The 21,330-nt window shown below is 42.4% G+C and carries 16 protein-coding genes; 5 read left to right on the top strand and 11 right to left on the bottom strand.

All coding sequences use genetic code 11. The features are described 5' to 3' along the window. Positions 1-77: 77 nt before the first annotated feature. A complete protein-coding gene (locus HPE56_RS11720; protein WP_188243946.1) occupies positions 78-236 on the bottom strand; it encodes a hypothetical protein in 159 nt (52 codons plus the stop codon). Between the two features lie 385 nt (positions 237-621). Here HPE56_RS11720 and HPE56_RS11715 point away from each other — a divergent pair, with 385 nt between their 5' ends. Beyond that, on the top strand, positions 622-1,356 hold the full coding sequence (locus HPE56_RS11715) for a hypothetical protein (protein ID WP_188243945.1): 735 nt from the start codon (positions 622-624) through the stop codon (positions 1,354-1,356). A 609-nt stretch (positions 1,357-1,965) separates the two neighbouring features. Here the strand turns inward: HPE56_RS11715 and HPE56_RS11710 are convergent. From HPE56_RS11710 to HPE56_RS11690, 5 genes are all read right to left on the bottom strand, one after another. Then, positions 1,966-3,006 (bottom strand): UDP-glucose--hexose-1-phosphate uridylyltransferase, encoded by a 1,041-nt coding sequence (locus tag HPE56_RS11710; RefSeq protein ID WP_188243944.1) that lies wholly within the window; start codon positions 3,004-3,006, stop codon positions 1,966-1,968. A 4-nt stretch (positions 3,007-3,010) separates the two neighbouring features. Then, positions 3,011-4,141 (bottom strand): galactokinase, encoded by a 1,131-nt coding sequence (gene galK, locus HPE56_RS11705; protein ID WP_188243943.1) that lies wholly within the window; start codon positions 4,139-4,141, stop codon positions 3,011-3,013. Positions 4,142-4,299: 158 nt separating this feature from the next. Beyond that, positions 4,300-5,514, bottom strand: a complete 1,215-nt coding sequence (locus HPE56_RS11700) for an ABC transporter permease (RefSeq protein ID WP_188243942.1) — start codon at positions 5,512-5,514, stop codon at positions 4,300-4,302. A 10-nt stretch (positions 5,515-5,524) separates the two neighbouring features. Continuing rightward, positions 5,525-6,274 (bottom strand): ABC transporter ATP-binding protein, encoded by a 750-nt coding sequence (locus HPE56_RS11695; RefSeq protein WP_188243941.1) that lies wholly within the window; start codon positions 6,272-6,274, stop codon positions 5,525-5,527. Between the two features lie 5 nt (positions 6,275-6,279). Continuing rightward, entirely contained in the window at positions 6,280-7,497 is a 1,218-nt protein-coding gene (locus HPE56_RS11690) for an efflux RND transporter periplasmic adaptor subunit (RefSeq protein ID WP_188243940.1), read from the bottom strand. A gap of 340 nt (positions 7,498-7,837) precedes the next feature. Here HPE56_RS11690 and HPE56_RS11685 point away from each other — a divergent pair, with 340 nt between their 5' ends. Beyond that, positions 7,838-8,302 carry an Hsp20/alpha crystallin family protein gene (locus tag HPE56_RS11685; RefSeq protein WP_188243939.1) on the top strand — a complete coding sequence of 155 codons (465 nt, stop codon included), beginning with the start codon at positions 7,838-7,840 and terminating at the stop codon, positions 8,300-8,302. Between the two features lie 114 nt (positions 8,303-8,416). Further along, a complete protein-coding gene (locus HPE56_RS11680; RefSeq protein WP_188243938.1) occupies positions 8,417-11,071 on the top strand; it encodes a cation-translocating P-type ATPase in 2,655 nt (884 codons plus the stop codon). 43 nt (positions 11,072-11,114) lie between these two features. On the opposite strand, the gene HPE56_RS11675 is transcribed toward HPE56_RS11680, so the two are convergent. Beyond that, positions 11,115-12,185 (bottom strand): response regulator, encoded by a 1,071-nt coding sequence (locus HPE56_RS11675; RefSeq protein ID WP_188243937.1) that lies wholly within the window; start codon positions 12,183-12,185, stop codon positions 11,115-11,117. Positions 12,186-12,377: 192 nt separating this feature from the next. Continuing rightward, positions 12,378-15,620: a PAS domain S-box protein gene (locus tag HPE56_RS11670; RefSeq protein WP_188243936.1), complete on the bottom strand. Its 3,243-nt coding sequence runs from the start codon at positions 15,618-15,620 to the stop codon at positions 12,378-12,380. Between the two features lie 264 nt (positions 15,621-15,884). Here HPE56_RS11670 and HPE56_RS11665 point away from each other — a divergent pair, with 264 nt between their 5' ends. Next, positions 15,885-16,367, top strand: a complete 483-nt coding sequence (locus HPE56_RS11665; RefSeq protein WP_188243935.1) for a hypothetical protein — start codon at positions 15,885-15,887, stop codon at positions 16,365-16,367. A 67-nt stretch (positions 16,368-16,434) separates the two neighbouring features. Here HPE56_RS11665 and ligD read toward each other — a convergent pair whose 3' ends face one another. Further along, positions 16,435-17,322 (bottom strand): non-homologous end-joining DNA ligase, encoded by an 888-nt coding sequence (gene ligD / locus HPE56_RS11660; RefSeq protein WP_188243934.1) that lies wholly within the window; start codon positions 17,320-17,322, stop codon positions 16,435-16,437. A gap of 261 nt (positions 17,323-17,583) precedes the next feature. Here ligD and HPE56_RS11655 point away from each other — a divergent pair, with 261 nt between their 5' ends. Beyond that, on the top strand, positions 17,584-17,982 hold the full coding sequence (locus tag HPE56_RS11655; RefSeq protein WP_188243933.1) for a hypothetical protein: 399 nt from the start codon (positions 17,584-17,586) through the stop codon (positions 17,980-17,982). A gap of 26 nt (positions 17,983-18,008) precedes the next feature. On the opposite strand, the gene HPE56_RS11650 is transcribed toward HPE56_RS11655, so the two are convergent. Together HPE56_RS11650 and HPE56_RS11645 are read right to left on the bottom strand one after the other, a co-directional pair. Beyond that, entirely contained in the window at positions 18,009-18,773 is a 765-nt protein-coding gene (locus HPE56_RS11650; protein WP_188243932.1) for an exodeoxyribonuclease III, read from the bottom strand. A 31-nt stretch (positions 18,774-18,804) separates the two neighbouring features. Then, a complete protein-coding gene (locus HPE56_RS11645) occupies positions 18,805-21,315 on the bottom strand; it encodes a cation-translocating P-type ATPase (protein WP_188243931.1) in 2,511 nt (836 codons plus the stop codon). Positions 21,316-21,330: the final 15 nt, after the last annotated feature.

The raw sequence follows: 21,330 nt of genomic DNA, 5'->3' as shown, positions 1-21,330 counted from the left end.
GAAAATACTTTTGCGTTAAAAGTATTCAAAAAAGGGCTATACCCCAATGGTATAGCCCAAATAAATAGAGGTTCTTCCTACAACTCCTCTGGGGGTGGGGGTGGAATGTCACTATCATCACCCTCGGTGGCCTGTACAGTATACAGGGCATCTGACTCGGCTACGGAATCGGGGTTGCAAGAAAACAAGAAGGTGTTCAATACTACGACCATTACGGCTATAAGGACTTTTTTCATGATTATTGATTTAAAATCGGGCATACCTATGGCTGTCCGGGTTATTATTCAGTGATTTCCGCGATGATCTATCGCTATGGAATGTGAAGGGATATCCCTTCCGGTTCGGGAAGTGGAAATCGAAATGCGGCAGGTCCTGACCAACTTCCCGATCGGGCCAAACCCTGGCCGCATCGTCGATTTCCGAACGAATGGTTTTCCTGGAATTGCGATGTTAGCAATGCATCGCTATAACCATTCGATGAACAAAGTAAAGGGAAGGGGGTGGCGGTATTGCAGACAGGTACCCGACTTGTTTTAGACAGTTTTTAGACACCAATGAATCCAGCGCTTTAGGGCGCTTGTTGTGTAAATTTGTCGGTGGGAAATTTGTACTTTTAGGGCGATGGACGAAACTAGGATTGAAGAAATTGTTCGCAGGGTATTCGATAAGGCAAAATTCGGATGCGTTTCGCATTCCCGATATGCGTTGTCCAAGTATGTAAGCGAGGCTACGGGACTCAGCTCCAAAACCCTGGAAAGGGCCTATGATAAATATATCAACGGGGATGAGGAAAAAGGGGATGGGGAAAAATGGGCCCCAAATTCAGATAGTGTGGATTTTTTATGTGTTTATTTGGGCTACGAACACTATGCCGATTATGTGAGTAAGAATGCGTTTCCCAATAATGGGTCGGAGCAGGGATCACCTGGAAAAGGTGGCGTTCAAATGAAATGGATCCTGTACTTGCTCGGTATGACCTTGATAGTGTTTGTCATCACATCCTTGGTGCGGATCAACCAAGAACCGAAATGCATGACATGGGTAGCAACGCATTATGAGGAAGTCCCTTGTAGTACGCAACCCTCTCGGGTCAATGGCATGGCCGTAGTGCCTTACGACAAATCGAAAATCATGAACTTTAAGAAAGTTGAGGTGACCATGGCAACCCCGTTTTTTTCCGAAGTAAACCAACGGCCCCTAATTTGGTACCATAAAACCAAGGAAGGGGAAATAGAATATTTTACGGCACCCGGACTTCATCCCGTAACCGGGAAAACATTGGATGCGATTACCCCCTATATGATACAGAAGTATGTGCCCCTGCATACGGATAATCCCGAGTCCTATGTAAAGTGATGGCATGGCCTGAATGGCCTATTGGCAGTGTTATAAAAGCCTTTTTGGGATACACTGGATACCAAGCGCTTATTTTGGATCAATCCCAAAAGTTGGGTGTGAATTAGAAAAAGAAAGCATAAACTATCCCGCAGTTCGTGTTCTGTTCTTTTTTGCATTGCCTCAAATGCATAGCATTCATGAATACCGCTAAAAAACAATAGACATGCCGATGAATAAAAAAGAAGCAAAAAACGCTAGGCTGATTTTAAATTTCTTTAAATCCACGCACTTTCCGCGGCCACACCGTCCAGGCCGCTTTCACTAAAGTGAAATGCTCTATGGACGGATTCCCCCGCCCAATGCGGAAACCACTTGATTTAAAACGAAATCAAAAATAGGCCGTTCCTTCTTTAGAACCCCGTTCAGAGGCGTTAGAAATACAGAATTCTTCCTATTTAGGTTAACTCGATTATTTGCATAAATATCTAAATACCCGGAAATTGTTCTTGATCGGTTTTTTTGATATTGAGGTAGTTCTTGGGAATAGAATCAAAAACCCCAACGTATGGTACGTCAGGGTCTTGATTTAAAAAGTAAGTTTTTGTAAAGACCTCTGCTTGTCTTTCCTTATTGCTTCGAATAATGCACGTCGGATAATTCCTTGATTGTATTCGCTGCTTGTTCGGCCGTAATATCCCTTTGTGGGTTGGCGAACATTTCATACCCGACCATGAACTTTTTCACCGTTGCCGAACGTAGTAAAGGTGGATAAAAGGACATGTGGAAATGCCATTCGGGATGTTCCTTGCCGTCTGTAGGGGCTTGGTGTATTCCTGCCGAATAGGGGAATGACGTTTCGAAAATATTGTCCAATCGAATCGTGGTTTTTCGCAATATCTCGGCAAATGCCTTTTTCTCCTCATCGGAAAGTTCCCCAATATGCCCGATCTTCCTTTTAGGGACTATCATGGTTTCATATGGCCAGACGGCCCAATATGGGATCAAAGAGACAAAATGCTCGTTTTGAAGAATAATACGTTCATCCAATTTTAGCTCTTGGGCAATGTAATCTTCCAAGATACTTTTTTGGTGTTTGTTCCAATAGTCCAATAACCGATCCGATTTTTTCTGTACCTCTTGCGGAATACTCCGTTGCGCCCATATTTGTCCATGGGGATGCGGATTGCTACATCCCATGATATCCCCTTTGTTCTCAAAGATCTGTACATGGTTGATCCCATCCATGGCCCCAAGTTCTTTATACTCTTGTTGCCATAGGGAAATGACATCGGTAATTTCTTCCCTTGACATTAAAGGTAGGGTAAGGGAGTGGTCCGGGGAAAAGCAAACGACCTTGCAAATGCCCGATTCGGATTCGGCATACAGCAATCCGTTTTCATATTTTTCTTCCTTTACATCTTTTAAAAGGGCGGAAAAATCATTGACGAAAGAGAAGGGCTTTTTATAATCGGGGTTTACCGCACCCCCCATTCTTCCATTGGTCGGACATAAATAGCAGTTGGGGTCGTACTTGGGTTTGGTCTCCAAGGATTGTTTCTCGGTCTTTCCCTGCCAGGGTCTTTTGGTCCTATGGGGTGAGACCAAAATCCATTCCCCTGTTAAAATATTGAACCTTCTATGCGGGTTTTCGTTGAATTCAGTAGTCATATGTTTATTTTAAAATCGATGTTCCTTGGCTTGGACTGGCCTCGAACCATGTTAGTTTAAGGTTGTAGGCTTGTTCATAGGCTTTGGCTGCCGCTGCCACAAAATCTTCGATGGCATCCTCGTGAATCAGATTAATGGTACAACCCCCAAAACCACCACCCATCATCCGGGCTCCCAAGACAGCATCGTTGTTTTTTGAGAATTCAACCAAAAAATCAAGTTCGGGACAGCTTACTTCGTAAAGATGGCTCAGTCCGTCATGGGTTTCATAGAGTAGTTCACCCACCCGTTTGAGATTATTGGCTTTAAGGGCCTCAACGGCTTCCAAAACCCTGGTTTTTTCTTGAATGACATAGGCACAGCGTTCATAGACCGTAGTATCGATAGTATCCTTAACGGCATCCAACATTTCCATGGATGCATTTCGTAACGATTTGACTTCTGGATGGCGCTTTTGCAAGGCGGTAACCCCCGCTTCACACTGCGCCCTTCTTTTATTGTATTCCCCAGACGCCAGGTTGTGGGAGACATTGGTGTTCAGGAGGAGGATCTTATAGGGTTGTATATGGATGGGAATATAGGAATACTCCAAGGATTCACAATCCAATAGAATTACGTGTCCTTCTTTACTCATTACCGAGGCAAATTGATCCATAATGCCACATTTGGTGCCCGCATAGGTATGTTCGGCGGCTTGCGATAGCTCTACGATATCCATTCGGCTTAACCCAAGGTCGAACATTTCATTAAGGCCAAAGGCCAGACCACATTCCAGGGCAGCGGAGGAACTAACCCCAGAACCAATGGGGACATGGCTCTCCAAGACACAATCGAATCCCCGGAGTTTATCGGTTCGTTTGGAAATTTCGTTCAGTACTCCCAAAATGTAATTTTCCCATTCCACCTTGCTTATCGCAATGGCATCCAACGACAACTCAAAACCGGTATCATAGCCTTTGCTGTACACATGGCAGGTTTTGTCCGAGCCGTTTTTTTGAAACTGGAAGGTGATTTTCTTTTCTATGGCTGTGGGGAGTACAAAACCCATATTATAATCCGTATGCTCTCCGATTATGTTTATCCTGCCCGGTGATTCAATGGTAAGTTCTGGTTTGAAATGGTCTAAAAATTGCATGCTTTTTCAGTATTTTTTGCGTTATTTCCTCAGCGTTTTCAACGGTGGTTTTTCGATAATCGAGAGGGATGAAAAATAAATATTAAAGATAGTGATATTGCCTATAATAAGCCTAAGATGATTTTAACCAATACCAACTATTTATTAACCTAGGGCGTCTACTCGTATCGCAACGCATCTATGGGATTTAGTTTGGCGGCTTTTTTGGCAGGAAAGTATCCAAAAGTCACACCCACCAAGGCCGCAAAACAAAAGCCAATGACTATGGAATAAAAGGCTGTTGGAATGAAAAAATCAGTGATTTTATAGATGATCTGATTTCCGATAACACCAAGGACAATGCCCAGTAGGCCGCCTACCAGACTTAGCACGACGGCTTCTATCAAAAATTGGGTGAGAATATCACTCTCCCTGGCCCCAATGGCCAATCGGGTGCCGATCTCACGGGTTCTCTCGGTAACCGAAACCAGCATGATGTTCATGATACCTATGCCCCCGACAATTAATGAAATACTGGCAACGGCACCCAGTAGAATGGTTAGGATACCGGTAATGTTACTTGTGATTTCCTGAAGTTCGACTTGGGTCATGATCTCGAAATCGTCCTCATCCCCTGCTTTTATCTTATGGGATTCCCGCAAGAGTTCCGTTGCTTCTACCTTGGCATCAGTAATATGGTCTTCACTCAGGGCACTTGCCATAATCATGGTGTATCCCCTTTGGTGGCCATAAAGGCGATTTTGGATGGTGGTATGGGGGGCCAATACAATGTCATCCATGTCTTGCATACCACCGGAACCTTCTTCGGTTAAAAGACCTATGACCGTAAAGGGTATTTTATCGATGCGAATCTGTTTTCCAATAGGGTCCTGGCCCGGAAAAAGTTCCTCCCGTATGGTCTCGCCGATAACACAGTATTTTTTGGCCGTGCGTACATCCTCTTCGGTGAAAAAATTACCGGATTGTAACTCCCGACTGGTGATATAGAAATAATCATAGGAAACGCCGTATACCATGGTGGATTTATACCCGCTGGGGCCTATGGCCTGTGCACCTATAGCCAGTAAGGGGGATAGTCTTGGCATCCAAACGGAGTTCTTTTGCAATACTTCAAGATCTTTTTGGTCTATGGGCCTACCCATCCTTACATTAATACCGGCCTTATGTTCCGATTTGGTCTGAATCATAAGTAGATTGGTCCCTAATCCCGATATTTGGTTTTCAACTTCCATGGTGGCCCCTTCCCCGGCCGAAATGGTCATGATCACTGCGCCTACGCCAATGATGATACCGAGCATGGTCAATAGGCTACGCGTTCTATTTTTGTAAATAGACCGGAAGGCTACCTTGAATATTTTGAGGAATCGTCCCATTTCACGTTTATTAGGTTTTTATCGGTTTTTCCAGCGTTTTAAGGGCAGCGGTCTTGGTGTTCCTATTTTCGATCCTGGTATCCGAAAGCACCCGACCATCCCTCAAATACACCATGCGTTTGGCAAACTGGGCGATATCGGGTTCATGGGTGATCATAATTATCGTTTTGCCCTGATTGTTCAGGTGCACAAAAAGATCGGCAATTTCGAAACTGGTTTTACTATCCAAGTTTCCGGTAGGTTCATCGGCCAGTATTAGGGCAGGATTATTGACCAAGGCCCTGGCAATGGCTACCCGTTGTTGTTGTCCACCGGAAAGTTCATTCGTTTTATGGTAGATTCGGTCGGCCAGCCCCACTTGCTCCAGTGCCTGTTTCGCAAGGGCTGTTGAATTTGGGAACTGTCCCGTCCTGTCATAGATGAGGGGTAATTCCACATTCTCCAATGCCGTGGTTCGTGACAATAGGTTATAACTCTGGAAAATGAAACCGATTTTCTGGTTGCGTATATCGGCCAATTGGTTTTTGTTCAACGCATTCACTTGAATGCCATCCAAAAAATATTCACCGGATGTTGGCCGGTCCAAACAGCCGATAATATGGAGTAATGTAGACTTTCCCGATCCCGAAGCCCCCATGATGGCCACAAACTCCCCTTCTTCAATGACCAAGTCAATATCGGTGAGGGCACGCACTTCGATTTCCCCGGTTTGGAAGGTGCGACTCAGGTTTTTGGTCTCTATGACTCGTTTTGTGGCCATGGCGGTCAATTTTTGGTTTTTATACCATTGATGGCACGGATCCCTTCCTGTAATGGAGAATCATCGAGATGATGTTTTATCTCGGTGTGGAGTCCGGTCTTGATTCCGGTTTCAATAAACCTAAAATCCAATTCATCCTTTTCGTTCTTAAAAAAATAGCCGTCTATGGTGGCAGGCAGGTTTATTTTAAAATTGGCCGGCGTAAATAGTTCTTCATGGTTTAGGGCCTCAATGAATCCCTGTTGTACGGAATCGGGGAGCACTGTTCCCGCCTTTTGTTCCAATACCGGTTTTATCTCTTTCAGCATGGCCTCGGTAGGTCTAAAGCGTAAGGCCGAGTTATTGATCAATAAGACATCTTTGGCGGCATTTATAATGAATTCGAGGTTTGCGGTCATGCCGGGCAATAGTAATCCTTTTTTATTGTCCACATCAACCACCACTTGGTAATTGACGACATTGTTTATCTCTATGGGTTGTAGTCGTATTTGACTTACCGAACCATAAAATTCTTTTTCAGGATAGGTCTGTACCGTAAATCGAACTGGCATACCATCTTTGATGTAACCGATATCGCTTTCGTCCAAATCGGCCAGAATCTGCATTTTTGAAAGGTCTTCCGCAATGATGAATAGGGTAGGGGTCGCAAAGGAAGCAGCTACCGTTTGGCCTTCTTCCACGCTACGTTCAATTACGGTGCCGTCTATGGGTGAGGTGATATGGGCATAGTCCATGCTTACCGCTATATTGTCCACCGCGGCTTCGGCGGCTTTTTTGGTGCTCAACGCTTGGTTGTAGGCATATTTGGAATCGGTGAATTCCTTGGTCGAGATCACATTTTTTTCATATAAAACCAAATTTCGCTCGTATTCATCCTTGGCCCGGGATAATTGGGCTTCACTAACACCCAGATTGGCCTTCGCGCTGGTAAGGTTGGTGTTCAGTAACTTAAGGTCCATCTCTGCCAGAATCTGCCCCGCAGTAACCTGGTCGTTATAATCCACATATATTTTTTTGATGGTGCCCGATATTTGTGTGCCTATTTCCACGGTATTGATGGCTTCAACGGTACCGGTACTCGATACATTGGCCTCTATATTACCCTTTTCCAAGGCGGTATAGTTATAATCAAGCTTTTTGATATTGATTTTGGGTCTTAAAAACACATAACCTAGCAGGGCGATGGCCAAAATCATTAAAATAATCCATTTTGACTTTTTCATCTCTTTAGTTTTATCCGAATTCTTGGGTATGATTGTGCACTATTAAAATTAAGGTGTAATCTTAATTATTCTTATGACCAAAATCAGTATAGGGGCTTTTGTATGGAAAATAGGGGCATACGTATAGTAAGTTATCCTGTGGTTCGCAAAGAATTGGTAATAAGACTTTTAAATAACAAAACATAAAAAAAGGAGGTTGGGCCCATGGTAAATTCGGCAATGGATTTGTAAAGGATTCCCTAAAATTCCCAGGTAATGACCTAGGTCATTTCGTAAGGTCGTAACCCCACTTAATTTAGCGGCGTAATTAAAGGATTGTTTAACCTAAAAACACATTGTAATGTCACTTGTAAAATTTAAAAAAAGGCCTTTTGGAGATCTTGTACATCAGGATTTTTTCGACATGGATGATTTTTTTGACAATCGTTCCTGGGTGAGGAATATGTTACCCGATACCTTTTGGAATGGTAAAACCACAGAACCAGCGTTAAACATTAAGGAGACCGATGACAAATTCGAAATTGAACTTGCCGCCCCTGGTTTCGCTAAAAAGGATTTTAATATAACGATTGATGATGGATGCTTGAACATCTCTGCTGAAAAAACAAAATCAGAAGAGGAAAAAGAGGATGATTATACCCGTAAGGAATTTAGTTATAATGCCTTTGAACGTTCATTGCAATTACCAAAAACCGTTAAGGAAGAGGCTATCAAAGCCAAGTATAACGATGGTATTTTGAAATTTGACCTTCTTAAAAAAGAGGAAGCCAAGAAAAAACCACCTAAAGTGGTAGAGATCGCTTAAAGATAAAGTTCTGAGTATAAAATGCCCATTTGCCACAACCGAAAATATGTCCATGTGATTAGGTTTGGTCCTTGGGCATTTTTCCATTAAAGAATAATTGTTCAGTATAGGATTATGGTTCAAAAACCTTTCACGATATCTTCCGGTGAATTTTTGGATCTTATGGATGTTGATCCGAATCAAGGACGCTCCCTTGACGAAGCCCGATTACTTCTTAAAAAATATGGACATAATCAAATACCCCAATATAAACCCAAAAGCAGAAGTCGAATTCTGGCAGATCAGCTATTTGACCCCATAGTATATATCCTCGCCGTAGCCGCATTACTGGCCTTTGTCTTTAGTGATATCATGGAGGGGTTGGCCATATTATCGGTATTGCTGATATCCATAAGTATCGGTTTTTTTATGGAGTTGAAAGCTGTTCGTTCCCTAGAGGCTTTGCGTAAATTGGGAGAGGTAAAAACCACAGTGATACGTTCCGGAAAGAAACAGATCGTTCGCGCAGCGGAAATAGTGCCTGGTGATATCATTTGCTTACAAAGAGGGGGTGTTGTCCCTGCCGACGGACGATTGTTTTTTGTGGATAACCTATCCATAAAAGAGTCCGCCTTAACTGGCGAAAGTATTCCTGTCTTTAAAAATGATAATATACTGCCCGCCAATACTTCCTTAACGGAACGAACCAATATGATCTATAGGGGGACTACGGTTCTTACAGGTTTTGGAAAAGCCATCATTACCGCAACAGGAAAAAACACAGAGCTTGGAAGGATACAACAGATGGGTGTAAATGCGGAAAAGGAAAGAACCCCGCTTGAAACAAAATTGAACCAATTGGGCAAAAGGCTGATATGGCTGACCCTTGTGCTCACCTTTCTTATAGTTTTGATAGGCTGCTTTAGGGGGAAGGAACTTCTTTTTATGATTGAGACCGGTGTGGCACTTGCCGTGGCCTCGATTCCTGAAGGTTTACCCATTGTTGCTACCATTGCTTTGGCCCAAGGGATGTATAGATTGTCCAAAAAGGATGTGATCATAAAAAAACTGGAGGCCGTTCAGACCTTAGGTGCTACCGATGTCATATTTACCGACAAGACAGGTACACTGACCGAAGACAAAATGAAAGTTTATAGTCTTGCTTCTTCGAAAGGGGAGGTGTTGGATGTGGCGGGGGGAGACTTTAAACGTAGGGTAAAGCATGATCCCGTATTGCATAGAATAATCCAGGCATCCATTCTTTGCAATAATATTGATGTAAATGTCGATAATCCCACGGGTGATTCCATTGAATTGGCCTTGATTGATTTTGCCCGTGGGCTAGGCTATGATGTCAACGCCATAAAGGATGAATATCCGGAATGTATGGAGCTTCCCTTCAATGCAAATCGAAAATTAATGGCCACCGTACATCATAATGGTGATTTCGTGGTCTATGCAAAAGGGGCTTTTGAGAGTTTGATTTCCCATTGCCGATACTACCAAGATGAAAACGAAAAGAAACCTTTCGGAAATACGGAAGAATGGAATGAAAAAATTGATTCCTTGGCAGCCCAGGGTTTGCGTATTTTGGCTTTTGCCTATAAGGAAACGGAAAAAGCCCCTACAGAAGAAAATATTTTGAACCAACTTGTGTTTTTGGGCATTATCGGTTTTTTGGATCCAGCAAGGAAAGATGTAAAGGCCACCCTTGATGTTTATAAAAAAGCCGGTATAAAAGTGGTAATGGTTACGGGTGACCACCCAAGTACATCAAAAAAAATTGCCCAGGAAGTAGGTTTGCTAGAGGCAAATGCGTCCCCTACTAAAATCATTAGGGGAAATGACATAGGTTTGGAAAACAGTCAGAATAAAGAACGTGTTCAAAGATTATTGAATGTCACGATCTTTGCGCGGGTATCACCGGAACAAAAATTGAATCTCGTTTCTTTCTATCAACAGAACGGCCATATCGTGGGAATGATCGGGGATGGTATCAACGATGTTCCTGCCTTAAAGAAAGCGGATATAGGAATTGCAATGGGGATTCGGGGAACAGAGGCAGCACGGGAGGTAGCCGATGTTATTCTTAAGAATGACAAGTTTACGGCCATAGAACTTGCCATTCATCAAGGAAGGGTCATTTTTCAGAATATTCGCCAATTTGTGGTATATCTATTGTCTTGTAATTTGGCGGAAATCCTATCTGTTGGTTTCGCTGCATTACTGAATCTACCGTTACCATTGTTGCCATTGCAGATTCTTTTTTTGAATTTGGTCACCGATATATTTCCCGCTTTGGCCCTCGGTCTAGGAAAAGGGGAATCAGATATTATGGATCAACCACCTAAAAATCCTAAAGCCCCAATCCTAAACCGAATTCAATGGTATGCTATCATCATTTATGGGTTAAGTATTTGTGCTTCGGTTATGGGTATGGTGGCATATGCGCATTTTGTACTTCGATTAGAGCCTATTATCATTAATAATTTGGCTTTCTATACGCTGGTTTTGGCACAACTTCTAAATGTTTTCAATATGCCTAAAAGCCATGAGTCATTCTTTGTGAATGAAGTTACAAGGAACCCGTGGGTATGGAGCGCTATTTTATTGTCAATCGCAATTACGGGCTTGGCCTATCTTATAGCGCCAATAGCGGAAGCCCTTTCTTTAAAAAATCTGTCAGGCGAGACTTTTACAATAGTCCTAGTGTTCGCTTTGGGGTCCTTATTACTTGCGCAGCTATTGAAAAGGCTGTTAGCTTCCACCCATTGGTTTAGGGTTTCTTAATCCAATTGCAATCAAATGAAGTGGGGGAATGATAAATAGGTCATCAATAATTATCCGCAATACTTTGTAAGCGTTCCTTGTCAAGGAGTATGATTCTTCGGGCATGTCCCATGGTTATCAGTTTTTCCTCCTTGAATTCAGAGAGGGTCCGTATGGCGGTTTCCGTCGCCGTACCGATCATACCGGCAAAGTCTTCCCGGGGAATATCCAAACCCTCGTAATAGGAATCCTTAATTACACCTTTTTTATGAAGGGTCAATAGTGCCTGGGCCACACGTTGTCGTACGGAGGAATAGGCCATATTCACCAATTGATCCTGAACTTCGATAAGATTGCTGGAAATGATTTCCATAAATTTTTGGGAGACATCCTTCTTGTCATTGATAAGATGTATAAAATCGGATTTCGGGATGGCGTATGCCTCGGTATCGTCGAGTGCAATGGCGGTCTCCAGATAGGTTCCCTTGGGGTTCAGCAATGAAAGCTGTCCTATAAAATCACCGGCCTTGTATATGCCGGTCACGAATTCTTTTCCCGATTCTGTTGACTTGTACGTCTTCACTGTTCCACTTTCAATGAAATATAGGGTATGGGCACCATCCTCCTCCTTAAAAATAAAATCTTTCTTGTCATATAATTTAGGATGGTATTCCTTTTCAATATGCTCTAGATTGAGGTAGTTGTAGGCATCATGAAAAAAATCATTGATGCCCTTCATGCTTTTTGAAAATTCCTTTCTAAGGAAATCGTTCTTTTTGACCCGGGTTTGGATGGCTTCGAGGAGTTCGTGTTCCTCAAAGGGTTTTGTCAGATAATCGTCTGCCCCAAGGTTCATTCCTTTTCTGAAATCTGTCCGTTCTGTTTTGGCGGTTAAAAAAATGAAGGGTATCCCTAGGGTTTTGGGATTGCTGCTTAATTCTTCCAGCACGGCATAACCATCTTTTATAGGCATCATGATATCGCAAAGGATGAGGTCGGGTAAATACCGTTTTGCCTTTTCTATACCAATTTGTCCATTCTCAGCGGTCACCACTTCGTAATCATGAAGCGCTAATATATCTGCTGTATTCTCACGTACATCTACATGGTCTTCAATCAATAGGATTTTTTTCATGGCATTTTGTGTAACGTTATTGGTATACATCCTTTTTGTACAGACCTATTTGGGTAAGTCCTCTCTATACACTCCATAGACCCCAATGCTATCTATGGTATATTTAACGGCCAACTATCTGTATTACTTCGTTCCCTTTATGGAACGATATGCCCATCTGTATTTGTTTTTAAGTCACTTTTCTTTTTTAAATTATATGTCCCCTGTTTTATTCGATGCGGGAAAGGAGACCCAAAAGGTTGCCCCCTTGTTCTCTTCACTTTCCAGGCCTATACTGCCCCCCATAAGTTCGGTGTACTGTTTTACGATATTAAGGCCCAATCCCGTTCCTTGAATGTTCACACTGTTTTTTGCCCTAAAGAACCTTTGGAAAAGTTGTTCTTGTTCATCTTTGGGAATACCAATGCCTTGATCCGATACCTTTATCGATACTGTACGGTTTTCTTTGAGCAGGGTAACCAGGATTTCCTGACCCTCTTGGGAATATTTAATGGCATTGCTTAACAGATTGGTTAAGATATGACTCATTAGTTTGAGGTCGAGATACGCTTCAATGGTTTTTTCATGTGCGATTACTTTGATCTTTTGCCCTCTTTTCCGATTCGATTCAAAGTCCGATATGATTTTTTTGGAGAAGTCAACCAAATCCATTATTTCGGGATTGGGTCGTACCCGTCCTTCTTCCAATTTACCCAAGGAAAGGAAATCGTTTAGAATGATCACCAAAGCCTTTACGTTGTGTTTGATTTGGGTCACATATTTTTCACGCTTGGCCTCTTTTCCAGGGACATTTTGTTTTTCAATGAGGATGGCTGAGGAATGAATGGCACTCAATGGCGTTCTGAATTCATGGGAAGCCATGGAAATAAAGCGCGATTTCAACTCGTTGAGTTCCTGCTCACGTACCAGGGCTTTGCGGATTTCAGTCTCTGCCTGTTTTTGTTTGGTGATGTCATTGTAAACAAAAAGGGTCCATTTCACCTCATCGTTTCCACCCATTAAAGGGGAGGTGTTTACGGTGTAATATTTATTATTGAACTGGGTCTCGAAAGATAGGTGCTCCCCTTTCATGGTTCGTTTTATATCATTTTTGACCCTATGGATCCGTTCTTTCTTGAAAACCGTAATGTTATCGATACACCTACCTTCAAAATCAGTTTTATCCATGCCCATTCGCCGCATTTCCCCTCCATCGATATAATCGATTTCAAAATCGGCATTAAAGACAATGATGATACCTTTCGGGAAATTTTTGGCTATTGCGGTAAACATTGATTGACTCTCCAAGGCCCTATTTTCGGCATCCTTGGTTTCCTTGATTTGATCTTCAAGATTAAGGTTGGCCTCGATCATTTTTTGAACGGTGGCCTTTAGTTCATTCGTGCGTTCGTTAACTGTTTGTTCCAGTTCCCGTGTATACTTTTCCAACAAATAATGGCTTTTCGTCAACTGCTCCCGGATCTGATGTTCTTCGATGGCAATACCGATCAATTGGTTGAGTTCAAGAATAAAGTCCTTGTCTATCTTTGTAGGTATTCTTTGTTTTTGGCAATAAATACCAAATATGCCCAAAGCCTTTTGGTCCGAAGAAAATATGGGATAGGACCAACACGATACCAAACCGTGTTTTATCGCGGCATCATGGTAGCCGGCCCAATGTGGATCGGTTGTAATATCCGGGATGATCACTTCCTTTTTTAAATAGGCCGCCATACCACATGGACCCATGTCGGGTCCTAGGGGGGCGCCTTCAATAATATTGCAAAACCCTTTCGGTAGATTGGGTGCGGCCAATTTGTGAAGTGTTTTCTTCATGGGGTCCAACACAAAGATGGAAGCAAAGCAACAGACTAAATGATTTTCCAATACCTCCACTATTTTTTTGCTGATTTTTTCCAGCGATTTCTGTTTTGCGATCATTTCAAGGATTTGGCGCATCTGGTCCTTGATCTGTAATTCTTTGATACGATCGGTCACATTATTCTGTACACCAATAAAATGGGTCAGTTGTTTATGCTTATTGATGACGGGGGTAATCGTAAGTTCGTTATAGAAGAGCGTACCATCCTTGCGATAATTCCGAAGCAAGGTCCGGCTCGTCTTACGGGTCCTTATGGATTCGCGAATGATGTCGATACCTTCTTGATCCCGATCACCTTTTTGTAAAAAACGACAATTTTTACCCAAAACCTCACTGCGTTCATATCCCGTTAGTTTGCAAAATGCATCGTTGCAATAAATAATGGGGAGGTCCTGTTGACGGGCGTCAACAATGATAATACTATTCCCGGCAGCTTCCAACGCACTATTTCGTACATTCAGGACATCCTGGATGGCCTTTGTCTTGGTAACATCCCTTAATACGCAGAGGAAAGTCTCATTCTCAAGGGGAACAAACCGAGTTTCAAAGTCGGTCGGTTTTTGGTTTATGGGTACGGTAATGATCTGCAAGACCGTATTCTTGGTTTCTTCGACCTTTGTAATGGCCTTTTGTATTTGTACACTTATCTTGGGGGGTAGGATTTCCTTGAAATTCTTTCCGACCAAATCTTCAATAGGGCCAACGATGGGTGAATAATCCGAAGCGTTTACCTGTAGGATCCTACCTTTCTTATCATGTATAAAAATCAAATCGGGTAATGCTGCCAGAACAGCCCTGTTCTTAACCTCACTTTCCTTTAATTCCCTTTCAGTACTTTTTTTCTCGGTGATATCCCGTACAATGGTTAATAGTTTATGATTGTTGAGTGGGACGGTCCTCGATTCGAAATCGGTTTTTTTGCCATTGATGTCCAAGGTATACTCCCGAATTTGGATTTTTTGGGTTTCAATGGCTTGGTTATGGGCTTTTAGGATTTTTTTTGATATTGCCTGCGGAACGATTTGTTTGATGTTCTTGCCAATGACTTCCTCTTTTGGGACTTGTGCCATGGTGTTTTCCGGGGCATAAAAATCAACGATGTCCCCCTCAAAGTTTTGAATGACCATAATATCGGGCAGTGCGTCTAAAAGGGCTTTGTTCTTAGCTTCTTTGGCTTTTAACGCATATTGCCCTTTTTTTAGATCGATAGTATCCCTGACGTATGCAATTGTCACGGATTCATTATTGAACATTATGGGACTCAGACTTATTCGTAGGGGAAATTCAGTGCCATCTTTTTTTTGTCCCCATAAATCAAGGGCTCGATCCATAGCTCGTGCTCTAGGGGCCTTGGAAAAATCCATGTGCTGTTTTTGGTGGATTTCCCTTAGTCTTTTAGGTAATAAAACCTCAATGTTTTCATTCAATAGCTCCCCTTTACCATACCCGAACATGGTTTCAACAGCAGTATTCGTTTTTAGTATTTTTCCATCTTGGTCCACCACAAGGATACCTTCTAGGGAAGCATCGAAAATATGTTTGAAAAGGGAGAGGTCTTTGGGGTTGTCTTTCATTGTGCTTTATTACTGTTTAGTGGCATAAGATAAATTTAACATAGTTGTAGGTATTTTCCAATGACTTTGGTCATATATATGTTGGAAGAAAAACGATTGTGGTTGCTCTATTAGGGGGAGAGGTTATTGTATATAGGGGCATAGGGGAGGTTTAGCTGTTTTGATTCCTGTAGGGGAAGGCGATTTTATGGGCCAATTGATGTAGATCATTTACTAGGCCCCATCCTTGTGGTAATTTAGCGAACAGAGAATAATCCATTACCTATGTATAAGTGTTTTCCTAAGGACAGTCCCATGATATCAAAATTGAAAATAACCGGAAGGCAACATACGTTCTTCGAAACAATCCCGCAGTTGGAAAATGTAGAAAAGCTTGTTGGTCGTATAGCGGGGAATAGGCTGTATTCCCCATTGACCGTGTTGTTGAAACTGGGACAGTACGATCAACAGAAAAGTAAATCAGCTGCATGTAATAAGGGATTTATAAATTATTGGAAGCATTTATTGGGGCCATCTATGAAATTTGGATTGTTTTTTAATGAGGATATTGGCACCATTTTTATTGCGGGCCCGTATTCGTCATTGTTCCTACAGGAAGTCGATGGTAAGAAATTGGGAGCCCTTTCCCAGGGTATTTATGGTGTTTTAAGAGGGTTGGGGCTTAGTGACCAAAAAACGTCGGAAGCTATCCAGAAATTGGGGGAAGGCCAATATCTTCTTTTGGGTAAAGTCTCAAGGGATGATTAAGGGCGCCTCACGGTCAAAGGATTGGATGGCAAGTATAGGAAGGGTGAATGAAAAGGAAGTCCTAAGTTCATCCGGAAATCAATTTTTCCATGCTCTTTTTCGCATCACTCAACATCACTGCGTTTTTGGTAAAGTTTTCCCAGGGGTCGTTCATATGCTTTAAACGTTTAGGAACAGTATGGATGTTAAAGGCTTGTGAGTCATTTATTTCATACAGTTCCTTCCAGAAAATGGGTGCAGCCACGGGTGCATTTTCCAAGGCCCGAACGGAGAAAGGGCAAACCGTGGTTTGGCCGTATGAATTGCGAAGGTAATCCAAGAACAGGCGTCCCTTACGTTCGTCTTTATGGATTGCTATGGTAAAATCCTCAGGGTGCTTTTCTGCTAGATATGTAGCGACTTTTTTGGCAAAGTCCCGTACTTCATCAAAATGTTCGACCCGCATTAGGGGTATGACCAAATGCAGCCCTTTAGAACCGGTGGTCATAACATAGGCAGGCAGCCCTAATTGTTCAGCCAATAAACCGCGTAGTATTTGTACACCCTTTAGAACTTGCCCGAAATTATGTCCGGAAGGATCAAGGTCGAAAATCAATCGATCGGGATAATCGAGCTTATCGATCTTGCTAAGGGAAATATGAAAGGTTATAGTGCCTTGATAGGCCAAATAGGCCAAAGTCTCCTTATTGTTGCAAATGACGTGGTTTACCCATCCGTCTTTCTTCTTCACCTTTACTGTTTTTATCCATTGGGGAAAATAATCCGATGCATTCTTCTGAAAAAAACCTTCTTCAGCAATACCGTTTGGAAAGCGGTGCAGGGTCAATGGCCTGTCCTTGAGATAGGGTAGCATATGCCCCGCGACGGAATTGTAATAATCGATCAGGTTTCCCTTGGTGATTCCCGAAATAGGAAAAAGCAACTTTTCATTGTGCTTTATTTGTGACGATGACATGATTTTAAAAGTTTGGAATCGTTTGTACTAATGGGTCAATCCTTGCAATGGGGAATATAAAACAAGACATTTTTATTCACTTCTACTTAAACCATTAACCCTTTGGATAATTTTACCCAAATGAATTTTAAAACATACCGAAAATTAATGTAATACTTTAAATGCCAAAATGATACAGATCATTTTAGGAACACGGGTAAGTTTGCATTTTTGTAGGGCGATGAACAACTTAGGATTGAAACCGTTATAAAATTCAATAGCATGATTACTACAAAATCAAATCCGAAAACGGAATTACTTTTAGGAGCTGGACTTGATGTCCTCCATCAGGAAAGTTGTGAATGGATCGATACCATTGCTTTTTGGAAAGACGAAATCAAGTTCTTTTCCAACATTTTGAATAAACGGGAAGTCACGCAATCTGAATATGGCAAGATGTTGGATTATCTTGAAAAGGTGCATCAAAATCTCTTCAATTATCTTTCGGAAGATATAATGAGGCATGAAAAATTACTGTCGCGCCTTAATCAAGGGGAAAAGGGTATTTCCGATGGGGCATACAGGGATGAGCATAGAAGGTTGGGCGAGAGTATGGTTCTTTTTGAAAACGATTTTAGGGAATTCAAAAAGATGGTCTTCGGTTATGTAAAGAAACTTTGACCAAAACAACCCACTTGTAAAAAGGTCTATAGGTCTATTTCCAACCCGATAGGGCAGTGGTCCGAGCCCAATACCTCGGAGTAAATAGTGACGGATTTGATGCTGTCTGCAAGGGAGGCACTGACCAAAAAATAGTCGATTCGCCAACCTGTATTGCGTTCCCTGGCCTTAAACCGATAACTCCAATATGTATAGGCAATTTCATCAGGGTGCAATTGCCTAAAGGCGTCTACAAAACCGGCATTGATAAAATTATCCATACCGTCAATTTCAATCTGTGTATAACCCGCGGTTTTGTTGTAATTCGATTTGTCGTTTTTCAAATCCATGGCCTTGTGGGCAACATTGAAGTCCCCACAGGCAATGACCGGTTTTTTCTTTTCCAGATTTTTAAGATAGGCAAGAAAATCGGCATCCCATTTTTTGCGATAATCCAAGCGGTCCAATTTTTGACCTGAATTGGGCACATAGACGTTCACTAAATAAAAGTCGTCATATTCCGCACATTGGATCCTGCCTTCGCTATCGTGTTCGGCAATTCCCATATCAAGGGTAACGGCAATGGGTTCACGCTTGCTTAATATTGCAGTGCCCGAGTATCCCTTTTTTTCAGCGGAATTGTATGTCCTATGATACCCTTCCATAGACAACAAGGCTTTTTTTGTTTCGTCGTCTTGGGCCTTTGTTTCCTGAAGACAGAGAATGTCAGGATTGATTTTTTCAATGGATTCAAAGAAATCCTTTTTGACTACGGCGCGTACGCCGTTCACGTTCCATGAGATGATGTTCATTGTCTTGGGTTTGTTGTATCAAATATAAGATTTATCTATCGCGATTACCAATACTTCGCTTATACAGTTTAATAAACTCGTACCAGATTACCGATAAAAACCCTACCCCCGAACTTAATAATATTTGGTTAGCATTCAAGGAGGAAAATTCAAAAAATCGGGTTAGGGGAGGTATGAAAAGGAGCATGGCCGTTAAGACAATGGTGACCATGATGATTATAGGAACCAGTGGGTTCCTGTATTTTAGGGTTGTAAGGATGGAATAATAAAATGATCGATTGACAAGGGTCAATACAATGTTGGCCGAGATCAAAGAGACAAATACCATGGTCCTGGTTGTGGCTTCGTCAAAACCGGAATGTATGGCAAGCTGATAGGTAGCCAATGTGCCTACGGTGATCATTAAACCTTGCAGAACGCTTGTGGCCAGTTCTACCGAATTAAAAAAAGTGTAGGTAAACGGCCGGGGTTTTTCAATCATGGTGTTTTTCTCCATGGGTTCGTTTTCATAAATGATACTACAGGTAGGGCCCATGATCAATTCTAGGAAAATGATATGTACAGGGGTGAATATGTTGGGGAAGGTCCAACCTAAAACCAAGGGAAAGAACACGGTCAATATTATCGGGATATGAATGGAGATAATGTACTGAATGGCTTTTTTTAGGTTTTTATAAATCCGTCTGCCCATGGCTATGGCATCCAACATTCGGGATAGGTCGTCCTCGAGCAGGATCAATGAAGCTGCTTCTTTGGCGGTTTCCGTACCTTTTTTACCCATGGCCACCCCGATATGTGCCGCTTTTAGCGCTGGGGCATCGTTAACACCATCCCCTGTCATCGCCACTATTTCCCCATTGGCTTTAAGGGCATTGATGATTTTCAATTTTGCTTCAGGGAACATCCGTGTAAATATGTGGTTGGTTTCTACCTGCGCTTGAAGTTGGGTGTCGCTCAAGTGCATTAAGTCCATACCCGAAATACTTTTCCCAGATTCCTTAAACCCGATTTCCTTGGCTATGGCAGCCGTAGTAAGCGCATTGTCCCCTGTTACGATCTTGACTTTTATTCCGGCCGAATCAAAACCTTGAAGCACTGATTCAATATTTTTTTTGGGAGGATCGTAGAAGGCAACGATTCCCTTGAATTCAAAATGAAGATCTTGTTGTTTTCTAGGAAAGGAATCGCCAACGAATTTCGATGTGCCTACACCCAAGATTCGAAACCCTTCCTTGGCAAGTTCGTTAATGGCGGTATTGACCTCTTGTATCTCGTTCTCGGAAAGTTTGGAAACCGCGATCAAAGCCTCGGCTGCACCTTTGGCCGCAATGATCCGATCCCCATCCTTATTTTCGAAAACATGTGTCATCATAGGTGGTTTGCCACCCAAGGGGTATTCGTGAACCATACTATATGTTGGGCGGTCATCTTTTGCGGCGATTTTTTTGTACTCTTCATGAAGGGCAATCTCCATGGCGTCGAAGGGTATGGGCTCACTGGCCCACATGGCTGTTGTTATTAGGTCCCTTTCGGCCGAATCCAAAGGCCCTTTGATATCGGTTATCGCCTTTGAGGATAATGACCATAGTTTGGTCAAGGCCATTTTATTCTCGGTAATGGTTCCCGTTTTGTCGGAACAGATAACGGTAGCACTCCCTAAAGTCTCGACAGTTTTCATTTGTTTTACGATAACGCCCATTTTCATTAACCGATATGAACCCAATGCCATAAATGTGGTAAAGGCTACAGGGATCTCTTCAGGTAAGATCGACATGGCCAAAGTGAGTGCCTTTAACAAGCTGTCCAATATATCCCGGGAATTGTAAAAATTGATTCCCCATACGATGACAAAAACAAGGGCCCCGGCAATGACCATTTTTTTGACAAAGTTGTTGATTTGGCGTTCAAGGGGGGTCTTCTCTTCCTGTATGCTTTCTAAGCTTTTACCTATTTTTCCCAATTCGGTTTTATTGCCAATTGCCGTAACCGTGGCAATAGCAAGTCCGCTTGCAACCGTAGTGCCCTTGTAAATCGTATTGCTGTTTTTTTCGGAATCCTTATAGATCGATAGGGACTCCCCGGTAAGCAGTGATTCATTTACCGAAAAATCATTGGAATGTACTATGGTGGCATCGGCAATAATGGTGGTTCCTTCTTCGACCATGAGGCTATCGCCGACAACAACATCCTCACTTTTGATTTCAATCACCTTCCCATTGCGAATGACCTTGCACTTGGGTTGGGCATATGATTTTAATTTCTCTAGGGCATTGCGACTTCGCCCATCCTGGTATAAGGAAATAGCCGATACCAAGACAATGGCGGAGGCAAGGAAAATACCGTCCCCGAAATCTCCCGATACGAAATAGATTACGGATGCCACCAATAACAAGAGGACCATAGGTTCCCTGGCCAAACTCTGTAAGGCTTTTAGAACACCAACCTCTTTCTTTCCTTCCAATGTGTTTTTTCCATAAGTGGTCCTCGCCCGGAGTACTTCCTCGGTAGTCAATCCTTTAATATCGAAATGATCTATTGACATATGGACTTTTTGACT

This window comes from Maribacter aquimaris, assembly GCF_014596745.1.
In the GTDB taxonomy this organism is placed as follows: Bacteria; Bacteroidota; Bacteroidia; order Flavobacteriales; family Flavobacteriaceae; genus Maribacter_A; species Maribacter_A aquimaris.
Note: the sequence above shows the minus strand (reverse complement) of the source record. Positions and strands in the feature narration are given on the sequence as shown.